We start from the raw sequence: 13,170 nt of genomic DNA on the forward strand, positions 1-13,170 counted from the left end.
TTTCGCGGCCGTCGAAGCCCCTTGTAGCCGCCGTCACCGCCGAGCGGCGTCAGCCTCGAGCCGCGACCTCAACGTTCAGTGGTTCATCCGGCGGTGTAGAGCCAGGCCGCCGTGTCCGGCGGGAGATCCGGCCCGTCCAGTGCGCCGCTGGAGATCAGGACCCGCTCGTGCGGCGGGAGCCGTACCGGCTCGGTCCCGCAGTTGATCGCGCAGACGAGCCGGCCGCGTGCGAGGAACAGGGCGTCGCTCGGTGCCTCCAGCCAGCTCATCGTGTCCGGCAGGGCGCCCCGGAGGGCACGGCGGGCGGCCAGGGCTCTCCGGTAGAACGCCAGTGTGGAGGACGGGTCGGCGGCCTGCCGTTCGGCGGTGAGCTCGGCCCAGTCCGCCGGCTGCGGGAGCCAGGATCCCCCCGTCCCGAATCCGAATGGCGGGGCCGTACCGGACCAGGGGAGGGGCACGCGGCAGCCGTCCCGGCCGAGGACTTCGCCCTTGGATCGGATGAAGATGGGGTCCTGGCGAGCTTCGGGAGGAAGGTTCTTCACCTCAGGTAAGCCCAATTCCTCCCCCTGGTAGAGATATGCCGACCCGGGGAGGGCGAGCATCGCCAGCAGAGCGGCGTAGCCCCGCGCGAGACCGATGGACGGGTCGGGAGCCCCCTCGCCGTAGCGGGTGGTGTGCCGGACGACGTCGTGGTTGGACAACACCCAGGTGGGCGCGGGGACGGCGCGCAGGGTCGCGTCGATGACCTCGCGGAACGCCGTCGCGGACCACGGCGCCTCCAGCCAGGCGAAGTTGAAGCTCTGGTGGAGTTCGTCGGGCCGCACGTAGAGGGCGAGGTCCTCGGCCGAGTCGGTCCAGACCTCGCCGACGGCCGCCCGCACGCCGGGATAGGAGTCGAGCACCCGCCGCCAGTCGCGGTAGATGTCGTGGACCTCGGGCCGGCTCCAGATCGGGGACGTGGCGCCGAAACCGGGGTCGGTGTCGGGCAGACCGGGGGCCTTGATGAGGCCCATCGCCACGTCGATCCGGAATCCGTCGATTCCGCGATCCAGCCAGAAACGCAGGACGTCGAGGAACTCCTCGCGGACTTCGGGATTGCGCCAGTTGAAGTCGGGCTGCTGCGGCGCGAACAGGTGGAGGTACCACTGCCCGTCGGGCACCTGCGTCCAGGCGGGCCCGCCGAACACCGAGAGCCAGTTGTTGGGCTCCTGGCGGGCGCCGTCGCCGGTCGAGGACGGCCCGTCGCGGAACATGTAGCGGTCGCGTTCCTCGGAGCCTTTGGGAGCCGCCAAGGCCTTCTGGAACCACGGGTGCGTGGAGGAGCTGTGGTTGGGGACGATGTCCACCATCAGCCTCAGACCGTGGGCGTGGGCGTCCGCCACGAGGTCGTCGAAGTCGGCGAGGGACCCGAAGAGCGGGTCGACGTCGCGGTAGTCGGCGACGTCGTAGCCGCCGTCGGCCATGGGAGAGGGGTAGAAGGGCGTCAGCCAGATCGCGTCGACGCCCAGAGCCGCGAGGTACGGCAGGCGGCTCCGGACCCCGGCGAGATCGCCGACGCCGTCACCGGAGGCGTCGGCGAAACTGCGGACATAGATCTCGTAGACGACGGCGTCACGCCACCAGGGGGAATCTTCCATGGCTGAATCGCTGCCCGCCGTCTCCCCGACTTATGCGTTGATCATGCTGTGGGCGGCGTAGACGAGGTAGTCCCACAGCTGCTTCTCCTGCTCCGGAGGCAGGTCCAGCGACTGTACGGCGTCGCCCATGTGCTTGAGCCACGCGTCCCGCTCGGGCTCCCCGATCACGAACGGGGCGTGCCGCATGCGCAGCCGGGGGTGGCCACGCTGCTGGCTGTAGTCGTTCGGGCCGCCCCAGTACTGGATGAGGAACATGCGCAGGCGCTCCTCTGCTCCGTCGAGGTCGTCCTCGGGGTAGAGGGGGCGCAGCAGAGGATCTTCGACCACGCCTTCGTAGAACCGGTGGACCAGTCGCCGGAAGGTCTCCTCGCCACCGACGGCCTCGAAGAAGGAGGCGGTCTGCTCGCTTGTCACCGTTCAAGCCTAGGTCAGGCGGAGGCCAGGTCGGTTCACACGGTGGGGCTGGCGAACGCCAGGCCCTGCCGGTCGAACGCGTTCTTGATCCGCAGGCGCAGCTCGCGGGCGACCGCCAGCCGGCTGGACGGAACCGTCTTGACACTGACGCGGAAGATGACCGCGGTGTCGGAGATCTGCTCCAGCCCGAACACCTGAGGCTCCTCGACGATGGCGACCTCCCGGTATTCGGGGTCGGCGTACATCTCGGCGGCGAGGTCCCTGAGCAGCTCGCGGATCGCCGAGACGTCGGCGTCGTAGGGGACGGGGACGTCGACGAGTGCCCGGGACCAGCCCTGGGACTCGTTGCCAACGCGCGTGATCGTGCCGTTGCGTACGTACCACACCGTGCCGTCGGCGTCGCGGATGCGGGTGATGCGCAACGTGACCGCCTCGACGGTGCCCGTCGCCACCCCGGTGTCGATCACGTCGCCCACGCCGTACTGGTCTTCGAGCAGCATGAACATGCCGGCGATGAAGTCCTTGACCAGCTCCTGCGCGCCGAAGCCGACGGCCACGCCGATGATTCCGACGCTGGTCAGGAGGGGGGCCAGTTCGACCCCGAGCCTGGCCATGATCATCAGGGTGGCGGTGCCGAGGATGATGACCGAGGCGAGACTCCGCAGCACCGACCCCATGGTCTCGGCGCGCTGCCTGCGCCGCTCGGTGAGGATCGCCGAGGTGGTGTCGGCGCCGAGAAGGTTCTTGCCGCGCAGTCGCTCGGGGAGCACGCCCTCGCTCGCGTGGAGCGTGACCCTGGTGATCAGTCGGTGCGCCACGCTCCGCACGATGAGCGCGATGACCAGGATCAGCCCTAGGGCGAGGATGACATCCGTGACCCCGGCCACGAGGGGCACCCACGGCGGAAAGCCCTTGTCCGGGACCACCGCGTTGAGGATCGAGCAGAGGACGCCGTCACCGCTCTCGCAGGCCTTCGCCATGTTCTGAGCAGTCGTGGTGAAGTCGAACGGACCAGGCGACCCCGGGGGCGTTGTCGCGAGCGGCAACGGGGGCGACACGGTCGACAGCGGGAACAATAGGTGGATCCCCCTCGGATCGGTTCGGCGACAGCAGCAGGCAGGGAAAACCTAACCCATGCTGCCGACCGAACCGGCCACCGTCACATCGCCGGGGAAGACGGAAGCGCCCATCGATCCGGGGCCGCGGAGGGCGGACCGGGAACGCTCCAGTGACGTGCGGCAGGGCTGGGACACGCACCCGGAAGCATGTCCCTGGCCGTTCTCCGAGGGGGGGATCCCCCCGATAGCCCTCCAGTCCGGCCTCGTCGGCCGTGCCGGACGGCAGTCTGGTGTGTACGGCCGGTCATGGGCGCCGCCCTTCGGGCCGGGGCGGCAGGTGCCGTACATGAGTCTGAGTGGTTGACGCGGAACCGGCGGGGTGCCACAACGTTCCGGTGGAACGCTCCGCACCGGGCACCCCACCGGCTCCGCGGAGCCGCGGTGGGGGCGGTGGGCCGGCGTGGCTGAGCGTCATCCGGCCCACCGCCTCTCCTACTCGCTCACCGCGGCGAGCACACGGGCGACCTTGGTGGCCGCTCCCGCAGGATCGTCGGCCCGATGCATCCGCTCTCCCCAGGACCACCAGTAGTCGGCGGCCTGGCAGACCACGTTCTCGGTGAGGCTCGTCGCGTTCGGATTGATGACACGCACGTAGGCGCGCCCCGACGGTGCGCGCACGACACGCGCGCTCAGCCCTCGGGCATCGAGCTCGCCGACCAGTCGCTCCAGCCGCCGCACATCGTCCTCGCCCACCTCGCGTCCTCCTCCGTCAATTTCGGCTTCGACCCGAATTGCACGGTTTGCAATCCTGCATCTTCGGCCTGGTGCGCCCACCATGACTCACCGAACTGAATGGGTCAACGAGTGCAAGAGGGCCCTGTGGTGGAGGAAACCCCAAGTGGGTTGAAAGAAACCCCCTACCGGAGGACGATCCTTAGTCAGCACGTTCAGTCCTGGGTCTTTGCCGGATAACGCTTGGGCCATCATTATTAGGTAGGCGGAGCGCGACGTTCGTGTCACACTCCGTTAGTAGATGAGGACCGGTCGGGACACGTGAGCGGCGAGCGCGGCCGGTCACGAGAGAGGGGCCGGAATGTCCGGCAGGCAGCACAGGGAGACGGAGATCGCCCGTCAGGTGCGGGCTCGCGGCCTCGCGGCCGGGCGCATCCTGGCCATGATCGCCGACGAGATCCATGAGGTGTGCGGACCGCAGTTCGGCACCACGAAGATCAAGTCGCATCGTCTCTCGAACGGCATCGCCCTCGCCGATGTGATCGAACAGGTGCGAGCCCTGTTCGAGAGGGACGGGAAACCCGCCCCCGGCATCGGTGAGACTCTTCTGTCCGCGTACGAGTCGGGCATGAAGAGGCCTGGTCCCGAGTATCTTCACTACCTGTGTTCGGTCTACCGGGTCGAGCCGGCCGCTCTGGGATTCGAGGGTCCCTGCATCTGCGGTCATCCCCACCTGGCGCCCGGCGCTCCCGGTGGTGCGGAGCCGAAAGAAGAACGACCCGACATTACCCCCGGGCTGCGTCAGCTACTGGTCCGCGAGGACGGCGGCTTTCCTCCCACCGACGGGGGCGAGGAGGACGAGAACGTGCTACGCAGGACGCTGTTGAAGCTTCTCGCCGGCGGTGCTGGTGTCACTGCCGGCGTCGGCATGGACAGCCAGTTGCTCGGCGCGGTCGAGAACGTGCGGCGGAAGATGGACGACACCATGGTGTCGGCGACCGTCTCCCCGGCGATGCTCGACCAGTGGGAGCAATCGACCACCGGCTTCGGCCGCCAATATATGAACACCCCGCCTCTGCGGCTGCTCTGCGACGTCCTGCTGGAGTTCTCCACGGTCCGCAAGGCCATGGAACGCCGCCAGCCCGTCGACGTGCAGGAGCGTCTGTGCCGGATGGCCGCCCAGCTCTCCGGACTGTGCGGGATGATCATGATCGACCTCGGCGACCATCGCCTGGCACGATCGTTCTTCCGCACCGGGCGCACCGCGGCCGACGAGACCGGCGACCGCGCGCTGCGGGCCTGGGTCACCGCGCGTGAGGCGCTGGTGCCGCTCTACTACGGCGATCCACGCGAGGCGCTGTCGCTGGCCAAGAAGAGCCGCGACATGGCCGGGCACACGCCCTGTGCGGCCAGGACCATGGCGCCCGTCGTCGAGGCCAGGGCCCTGGCGATGCTGGCCGGCGCCAACGGGACACGGCAGGACGTGGTCGAGCAGGCGAAGCGGGCGCTGCACCGGGCCCGTCAGGCCTTCGCCCAGATGAGCACGGACGACCAGGAGGACGCGGCCTTCGGGTACACCGAGCGCCAGCTCTACTTCTACCAGGGCGACGTCCTGGTGAAGCTGGGCCAGACGCTGGAGGCCGACGTGGTCTTGGAGCAGGCGCTCGGCAAGTACTCCGGCGAGGACCTGCTCGACCAGACGCTCATCCGGTTCGACCGCGCGATGTGCCGCTTCATCGAGGGCGACGTCGACGAGGCGCTGATCATGGCCACCGCGGCCGTCGACGCGTTCGAGTCCGACGACTTCCCCCGGCTCGCCATGCGGCCGGCAGCCGATCTGATCAAGGCCATCCAGGCGAAGCACGGCGACCTGCCGCAACTGCAGGCCTTCCGTGACCGTCTCATTCCCACAGAGCCCAGCTCGTCGGCATCCGGCTTGGAAACAACCCTGTGACGGAAGTGTGAAGGGCGCGACATGGTGGCGGTCCTGAAGATCCGGCAGTACCGCTGGTCCGATCTCGACGCGGTGTGGACGCTGCATCAGATCGGCCTGGCCCAGGTGGGTCTGTTGCCGGGCGACGGCGTCTACTACGACGACGACTTCCCGAGGATCAGCGAGGTCTACCTGGCCGACCGCGGCGATTTCCTCATCGGCGAGGTGGCCGGCTTCGGGATCGTCGCGATGGGCGGCCTGCGCCGGGTCGACGAGGAGACGGCCGAGATGTGCAGGCTCCGGGTGCATCCGGGCCATCAGCGCCGGGGCTACGGCGGCCAGATCATGGCGGCGCTGGAGCAGCGGGCCGGGCAGCTCGGCTACTCGCTGCTGCGCGGTGACACGACTCTCCAGCAGGTCGCCGCCGTGGAGCTCTACCGCAAGTCGGGCTGGCGTGAGCTCCGCCGCGAGGTTCGTGGGAACACTGTGGTGCTCTACGGCGAGAAACGACTGAATGCGGAGGTTCCGCGACTTTTCAACCGATAGATAATGCCTCTGGGCTCTTGGCGGATGGCTGATTTGTACTAATACTTGTGCCTTATCCGTTAAACGGGGAAAGAGGCATAATGAAGAAGATCATTGTCCGCAAGCCCGGCACGATGAAGCTCACGGGAACTTCGAGCGTCATCCACAAGGGGTGAACCTCCGCCACATCTGGGTTCGGGGGAACCTCTCCCGCGATCGCGTGGTGGCGCTCCGCTCCCTGGAGTTACCTGCCCCCCTGACGCCTGTGATCAACGGGCATCGACGGTTGCGCGGTCCGTATTCGATCGGCAGTGTCATCCTGCGCGAGCTCGTGCCGATCGCATTGGAGCGTTCCCCTGACCTGGTGGCGCGGCACGACATCGAGATCCGCGCCGCCGCACCGGACCTTCGGCACCTGGTGCCCCCGCGACGCGAACCGATCGAGGCCCGCCTCTCCGAGAACGAACGGATTCTCGTGCCGGCTCCGCGCCGGACGTTGCGGATCGCCAACGGGCTCGCCGAGTTCATCCGCGACTGCCTGCCCGGACCACGCTCCCTGATCGTGGACAACCTGCATCAGGCGGATCCCACCGACCGTGAGTTGCTGGCCGTGCTCGCCCGCCGGGTGGGACGGCTCACGCTCGCGATGGGGTCCCCGGAGCAGCCCCTGGACGAGCCGGGTGAGCCGGTCGTGGTCGACGCCGTCCCTCAGGAGGGCACCTCCGGCGGCTCGCCCGAGGACTATGTGGCCTCGGACGGCACCTCCGACGACTCTCCGGCCTACCAGGCGTATCTCGACCTTCCTCCGGATGAGCGGGCTCGCCTGCACGATCGGCGGGCGGCCGAGCTGACCGGCGAGTTCGCGCTGGGCGCCGTGCCGTACCACCTGGAGCACGGCAGCGACCCCGACGCCGCGGTGCGGGCGTTGTGGGAGGCGGTGGACCACTGCGTCACCGAGGGCTTCCTGCACGCCGTCGCCGAGCTGGGCACGCGCGGCCTGCGCCTCGCGGAGAGCGGTTCCGACCTGTGGTGGCGGTTCACGCAGCGTACGGCGACCGCGCTGGGCGGGCTGGGCCGCCGCGACCGGGCCCTGGACCTCTACGAACAGGCCCGGCGCGAGAGCATGGACCCCGTCGTCCACGCGGCCTCCGCGTACGGCACGGCGATGCTGGACGCACGCCATCCCGACCCGGCCAAGCGGGACCTGGGCCGGGCCACCGGCTGGATCAACGAGGCCGTGGCGATCTCGACGCTGCTGCACGACCGGCGGGAGCGGGCCTTCAAGCTCGGGTTCGACCAGAACGGCCGTGCGCTGATCGAGCTACGGCAGGGCCGGATCGAGTCGGCGCTCCAGCTCGTGGAGTCGGCGATCGACCTCGCGGATCGCGATCTGCCTGAGGACGCGCACCCGGTCCACCGCATGGTCCTGTTCGCCAACCGTGCCCAGTTGCTCGCGCGCACCGGCCGGGCCGAGGAGGCGCTGCGCGATCTCGACCGGGCCATCGCCATCGATCCCTCCTTCCCGGACCACTACCTCGACCGGGGCAATCTCCTGCTGGAGCTGGGCCGTCCGGACGACGCGCTGGCCGACTACGAGACCGCCATGCTGGTGAGCCCGCCGCTGCCCGAGGCGTACTACAACCGGGCCGAGCTGCGTCTGGCGGCCGGAGACCTGGAGGCGGCCAGAGCCGACCTCGATCATGTTCTGGATCTGGACCCGGGTTACCTCAACGCGTACGTGAACCGCGCGGGGATCCTGGAGATGCTGGGCGAGCATGACGCGGCCCGCGAGGACGTGGCGGCGGGCCTGGCCCTCGATCCCGGGAACGCCCACCTGCACGGCGTCCTGGGCCAGCTGGAGACGGCGGCCGGCCGGTTCGCGGACGCGGGGAAGGCGTTCGACGCCGCGTTGCAGGCCGATCCCGGACTGGCGTCGGCCTGGGCCAACCGGGCGATCCTGAGGTACGAGACGGGCGACCCCGCCGGCGCCGTCGACGACCTCACCCGGGCGATCGAGCTGGGGGACGACCCCGCGCTCTACTTCAACCGGGCCACCGCCCTCGACGCCCTGGGGCGCGCGGAGGAGGCCGTGCTCGACCTGCGGCGGGCCCGCGATCTCGCACCCGGCGACCCCGACATCCGGGAGGCGCTCGAACGCCACACGGCCGGATGACCAAGGTCGCTCCCGGTCTTCGCGAGAGCTACCCCTAGGCTGGGTCGCGTCGAAACGCACCCCTCGCCGAGGACGAACGCATGAGTGCTGAGTATGTGCTGACCCTGTCCTGCCCGGATCGCCCCGGAGTGGTCGCCGCCGTCTCCGGGATCCTGGCGGGACACGACTGCAATATCACCGAGAGCCAGCAGTTCGGGGACCCGATCGCGCAGCGTTTCTTCATGCGCGTGCAGTTCGTCAGCGGGCTGGGGCTCGACGAGCTCCGTACGGCCTTCGCCGCGCTCGCTCCGGAGTTCGGCATGGAGATCCAGCTGTTCGCCCGGGCCGTGAAGACGCGGGCGCTGGTGCTGGTCAGCAAGTTCGACCACTGCCTCAACGATCTTCTCTACCGGGTGCGCTCAGGTCTGCTGGCCGTCGACATCGTCGGGGTGGCCTCCAACCACCCGGACCTGCGGCCGCTGACCCAGTCGTACGGCGTCGACTACCACCACCTGCCGGTCACGCCCGACACCCGGGCGAAGCAGGAGGCCGAGATCCTCACCCTGGTCGACCACTACCAGGCCGACGTGGTGGTGCTCGCCCGTTACATGCAGGTGCTGTCCGACGACGTGTGCGCGAAGCTCGCCGGGCGGATGATCAACATCCACCACTCGTTCCTGCCGTCGTTCAAGGGCGCCAAGCCGTACCACCAGGCGCACGCGCGAGGCGTCAAGCTGATCGGCGCGACCGCCCACTACGTGACCTCGGACCTCGACGAGGGGCCGATCATCGAGCAGGAGGTCGCCCGGGTGAACCACACGCACTCCCCGGACGACCTCGTGGCGATGGGCCGTGACGTCGAGAGCCGGGCCCTGGCCAGGGCCGTCGGCTGGCACGCGGAGCACCGCGTGCTGCTCGACGGCCACAAGACGGTCATCTTCCCGCGCTGACCTCCAGGCCCGTGTGGAGGGCCAGGAAGGCAAGCTGGTCGGCCGCGAGCTCGACGGACTTGCTCACCGCGCGGGCGCCGTGGCCGACCTCGGTCTCGTTGCGCAGGAGGATCGGGCGGTCCCCGGCCTGGGCGTGCTGGAGGGCCGCCGCCGTCTTCCAGGCGTGCAGCGGATGTACCCGCGTGTCCGAGGCGAAGACCGTGAACAACGTGGCCGGGTAGGACACCCCCTCGCGGACCCGGTGGTAGGGGGAGTACCCCCACAGCCAGCCGAACTCCTCGGGCACGTCGGCCGAGCCGTACTCGACGTTCCAGGTCGCGCCGAGGCCGAACTTCTCGTACCGGATCATGTCGAGCAGCGGGGCGGAGCACACCACGGCCGCGTACAGGTCGGGCCGCTGGGTCAGGGCCGCGCCGACGAGGAGGCCGCCGTTGGAGCCGCCGGAGATCGCGAGCCGGTCGGAGCTGGTCACACCCGTCGCGATCAGATGCTCGGCGGCCGCGTGCAGGTCGTCGAAGACGTTCTGCTTGTTGCCGAGCATGCCGGCGCGGTGCCAGCGCTCGCCCTCCTCACCGCCGCCGCGTAGCTGCGCGATGGCGTACACGCCGCCGGCCTCGACCCAGGCGAGCGTGGAGGCGGAGAATCCCGGGGTCAGCGAGATGCCGAAGCCGCCGTAGCCGTACAGGATGGTGGGCCGGGGCCCCGAGCCCTCGCGGGAGACGACGAGCATGTGGACCTCGGTGCCGTCCTTGGAGCGGTAGACCACCTGCTCCGTGCGCACCCGCGGCACCTCCACGGCGCCGGGGGGAGCCTCCCAGAGGGTGGTCTCGCCGGTCAGCACGTCGAACCGGTAGACGGCGGTGGGGGTGACGTTGTCCGTGTAGCTGAACCAGGCCTCGTGGCCGCCCTCGGGACGCTCGACGATGCCGCCGATGGAGCCCAGCCCGGGCACCGGGACCTGCCCGACCCGCTCGCCGCTCTCCAGCGCGTGGATGGAGATCTCGGAGATCGCGTGCCTGGTCCAGCCGACGAGCATGACGGGCTCGTCGGTCTCGTCGAGGATGGCGAAGTCGGACAGCACCGCCTCGTCGTCCTCGGGGACCAGGTCCCGCCAGTGCTCACGCGTGGGCGTCTCGGGGGAGGTCACGCAGACCCTGCCGCGCGGGGCGTCGAGGTCGGTGAAGACGTAGAGCCTGCCGTCCCGGCCGAACAGCAGCCCGGTCTGGGCGTCCACGTCCTGCTGGACGGTGACCAGCTCCGGGGCCTCGGCCGGCGACGCCGCGAGGTCGGCGACCCACAGGTCGTTGCGCGGGGCCGTGCCACGCGACGCGGAGACCGACAGCCACCGGCCGTCACGCGACACCGAGACGCCGTAGTAGTTGGTCTTCTCCAGGCCGTCGCCGAAGATCATCACGTCGTCGTCGGGGGACTGCCCGACCTTGTGCAGGTAGACGCGGCGGTGGAACTGCTCCTCGCCCTCGGGTACGGCGGAGGGCGCCAGCCTGCGGACGTAGTAGAACGCCTCGCCGCCGGGCAGCCACGCGATGGGGGAGTAGCGGCACCGGTCGATCGGGCCCTCGATCACGGTTCCGTCGGCGACGTCGACCACGTAGAGCATCGACTCCTCGTCGCCGCCCACCGAGATCTGGTAGGCCAGCCGGCGGCCCTCCTTGTCCGGCTGGTAGGCGTCCAGCGTGGTGAGACCCGCCGGGTCGAGGGCGGTGGGGTCGAGCAGCACCCGCTCACCCCGGGCGTCGCCGACGTAGAGGACCGGATGCTCCTGATCGGGAGTCCGGCGGGTGAAGAAGCGCCGCTCGCCGCGCCACACCGGCGTCCCGATCGAACCGGACTTCAGTAGCGCGGCGACGCGGTCGCGCAGGTGGTCGCGGCCGGGCAGGTCGGTGCTCTTGAACAGCGTGTCCTGCGCGTCCAGCCACTCCTTGACCGCGGGGTCGTCCGGGTCCTCGAGCCACCGGTACGGATCCGGGACCGGGGTCCCGTGCAGGTCGTCGACGATGTCGTCACGGTGCGCGAGCGGATAGGGCTGTCGGGTCATGCTCGCACTTTAAAGCAGTGGGGGGCCAGGAGCGTACACCCGTCCTCACCCGGCCATGACGGGAGTAAAGGGACGACAGTCTGGGCATAACAGACATCAGGCGTCCCAGTCGTCAGCTCCCTGCCAGGTTATGGGGTGGCGGAGTGGCCGCTCCAAAGGCCACACTTTGGTAAGGGCGGTGCCGTGGTGACCATCCGCTGGACCGTCCGGCGGAGGTCCTTGTGACGGATGCATCCGGGTCCCAACAGGTGGGCCCACAACCAGGGCGCGCAGCCGTGCCGGTGACTGGAGTCCCCGGCTATCCGGTGCCGACGTGGGAGACGGTCACGCCAGGCTGTTCCACGCCGACTTCTGAGATAGCTGTGGAGGCCGGCTGATGCGCCAAGTCCTACTACTCAACGCCACCTACGAGCCGCTCACCACGCTCGCCCTCCACCGGGCCGTCATCCTGGTGCTGAGGGAGAAGGCGGAGGTCGTGCATCGTGACGGGCGGGGCGCGGTGCTCCGCTCGGCCACCCGCACGCTCGACGTGCCCTCGGTGATCCGGCTTCGCCGATATGTTCGAATCCCCTACCGGTCCCGGATTCCGCTCACGCGCGCCGCACTGATGCGCCGTGACGATTTCCGCTGCGCCTACTGCGGGCAGCGGGCCGAGACCATCGACCATGTCATTCCGCGTTCCAAGGGAGGCCCGCACACCTGGGAGAACTGCGTCGCATCCTGCATGCCGTGCAATCACAGCAAGGCCGACAGACTGCTGGAGGAGCTGGGGTGGACTCTACGCGTCGCCCCGGTGGTGCCACACGGCGTCCACTGGCGGCTCATCGGTGCGCAGTTCGATGGAGATCCCCAGTGGGCGCCCTACCTGACGGAGTCCGCGGCATGATGGCCGGATGAATTGGATCTTCACCGCCGAGGCTGAAGAGTTCGCGGCGGCGGCCGAGCCCTGGCTGCTTCGCGACCCGGTGCGCAACACGGTCCCGCTGACCGTGCTGCGGGGGTTGCGGAGCGGCCAGTTCGCGGAGGATCCGCTGATGGGCCGGCTGGCCGACGACGACTCCGTCACCGGGGCGATGATCCACACTCCGCCCTACCCCCTGCTCCTCGGCGTCGTCCCGCTCGAAGGCCTGCCGTCCCTGGTTGCGGATCTCATCGAGCTCGACCGGTCGATCGCCGGGGTCAGCGGGCCGCTCGCCCAGGTGGAGGCCTTCGCGCGGGCATGGTGGCGGCCCGAGACCGGCCGCCGTTCCGAGCGCCTCTACCGGCTCGGCTCCCTCGTGCCCTGCGCCGTGCCTGGCAAGCCCCGTACGGCTGTCGCGGCCGACCTCGACGAGGCGGTGCGGTGGTTCGTGGCCTTCCAGGAGGAGGCCGATGTCGACGTCGAGGCCGACCCCACGCCGGTGGTCTCGGCCCGGATCAATCGGCAGGAGCTGATCTGGTGGGAGGACGGCGACCGCCCGGTCGCGCTCGCCGGCGTTTCCTCGCCCATCGCCGGGATGTGCCGGGTCGGGCCCGTCTACACGCCGCCGGAGTTGCGGCGGCGGGGATACGGCTCGGCGGTGACGCACGCGGTCACCGCCAAGGCGCTCGACGACGGCGCCGAAGAGGTCCTGCTGTTCACCGACCTGGACAATCTCACGTCCAACTCGATCTATCAGAGCCTCGGCTACCGGCCGGTTGAGGACTACGCCTCGATCCGTTTCGACTAGAAGC

At 69.6% G+C, this 13,170-nt stretch carries 11 protein-coding genes; 6 read left to right on the forward strand and 5 right to left on the reverse strand.

The window, feature by feature from the left end:
- Positions 1 to 83: 83 nt before the first annotated feature.
- The 4 genes from Pph01_RS26705 to Pph01_RS26720 all read right to left on the reverse strand — a co-directional run bounded on the left by Pph01_RS26705 (position 84) and on the right by Pph01_RS26720 (position 3,862).
- Positions 84 to 1,637 carry a glycoside hydrolase family 13 protein gene (locus Pph01_RS26705; RefSeq protein WP_204075919.1) on the reverse strand — a complete coding sequence of 518 codons (1,554 nt, stop codon included), beginning with the start codon at positions 1,635 to 1,637 and terminating at the stop codon, positions 84 to 86.
- Between the two features lie 30 nt (positions 1,638 to 1,667).
- Complete coding sequence (locus Pph01_RS26710; RefSeq protein WP_204075920.1) at positions 1,668 to 2,051, reverse strand: globin; 384 nt, start codon at positions 2,049 to 2,051, stop codon at positions 1,668 to 1,670.
- A gap of 35 nt (positions 2,052 to 2,086) precedes the next feature.
- Positions 2,087 to 3,031, reverse strand: coding sequence for a mechanosensitive ion channel family protein (locus Pph01_RS26715; RefSeq protein ID WP_204075921.1), 945 nt, complete (start codon positions 3,029 to 3,031; stop codon positions 2,087 to 2,089).
- 570 nt (positions 3,032 to 3,601) lie between these two features.
- Positions 3,602 to 3,862, reverse strand: coding sequence for a hypothetical protein (locus Pph01_RS26720; RefSeq protein ID WP_204075922.1), 261 nt, complete (start codon positions 3,860 to 3,862; stop codon positions 3,602 to 3,604).
- 340 nt (positions 3,863 to 4,202) lie between these two features.
- Between Pph01_RS26720 and Pph01_RS26725 the strand changes: the two genes are divergently transcribed.
- From Pph01_RS26725 to purU, 4 genes are all read left to right on the forward strand, one after another.
- Positions 4,203 to 5,795, forward strand: coding sequence for an NsdA family TPR-like regulatory protein (locus Pph01_RS26725; RefSeq protein WP_204075923.1), 1,593 nt, complete (start codon positions 4,203 to 4,205; stop codon positions 5,793 to 5,795).
- A 21-nt stretch (positions 5,796 to 5,816) separates the two neighbouring features.
- Entirely contained in the window at positions 5,817 to 6,320 is a 504-nt protein-coding gene (locus tag Pph01_RS26730) for a GNAT family N-acetyltransferase (RefSeq protein ID WP_204075924.1), read from the forward strand.
- 310 nt (positions 6,321 to 6,630) lie between these two features.
- Positions 6,631 to 8,472, forward strand: a complete 1,842-nt coding sequence (locus tag Pph01_RS26735) for a tetratricopeptide repeat protein (RefSeq protein ID WP_239117036.1) — start codon at positions 6,631 to 6,633, stop codon at positions 8,470 to 8,472.
- Positions 8,473 to 8,552: 80 nt separating this feature from the next.
- On the forward strand, positions 8,553 to 9,401 hold the full coding sequence (purU, locus tag Pph01_RS26740) for a formyltetrahydrofolate deformylase (RefSeq protein ID WP_204075925.1): 849 nt from the start codon (positions 8,553 to 8,555) through the stop codon (positions 9,399 to 9,401).
- Here the strand turns inward: purU and Pph01_RS26745 are convergent.
- Positions 9,385 to 11,457 carry a prolyl oligopeptidase family serine peptidase gene (locus tag Pph01_RS26745; protein ID WP_204075926.1) on the reverse strand — a complete coding sequence of 691 codons (2,073 nt, stop codon included), beginning with the start codon at positions 11,455 to 11,457 and terminating at the stop codon, positions 9,385 to 9,387. The genes purU and Pph01_RS26745 overlap by 17 nt on opposite strands.
- 376 nt (positions 11,458 to 11,833) lie before the next feature.
- Between Pph01_RS26745 and Pph01_RS26750 the strand changes: the two genes are divergently transcribed.
- Both Pph01_RS26750 and Pph01_RS26755 read left to right on the forward strand, forming a co-directional pair.
- Positions 11,834 to 12,343 carry an HNH endonuclease gene (locus tag Pph01_RS26750; RefSeq protein WP_204075927.1) on the forward strand — a complete coding sequence of 170 codons (510 nt, stop codon included), beginning with the start codon at positions 11,834 to 11,836 and terminating at the stop codon, positions 12,341 to 12,343.
- A gap of 7 nt (positions 12,344 to 12,350) precedes the next feature.
- Entirely contained in the window at positions 12,351 to 13,166 is an 816-nt protein-coding gene (locus Pph01_RS26755) for a GNAT family N-acetyltransferase (RefSeq protein WP_204075928.1), read from the forward strand.
- The last annotated feature ends 4 nt before the right edge of the window (positions 13,167 to 13,170 follow it).

This window comes from Planotetraspora phitsanulokensis (assembly GCF_016863295.1).
Classification (GTDB): domain Bacteria; phylum Actinomycetota; class Actinomycetes; order Streptosporangiales; family Streptosporangiaceae; genus Planotetraspora; species Planotetraspora phitsanulokensis.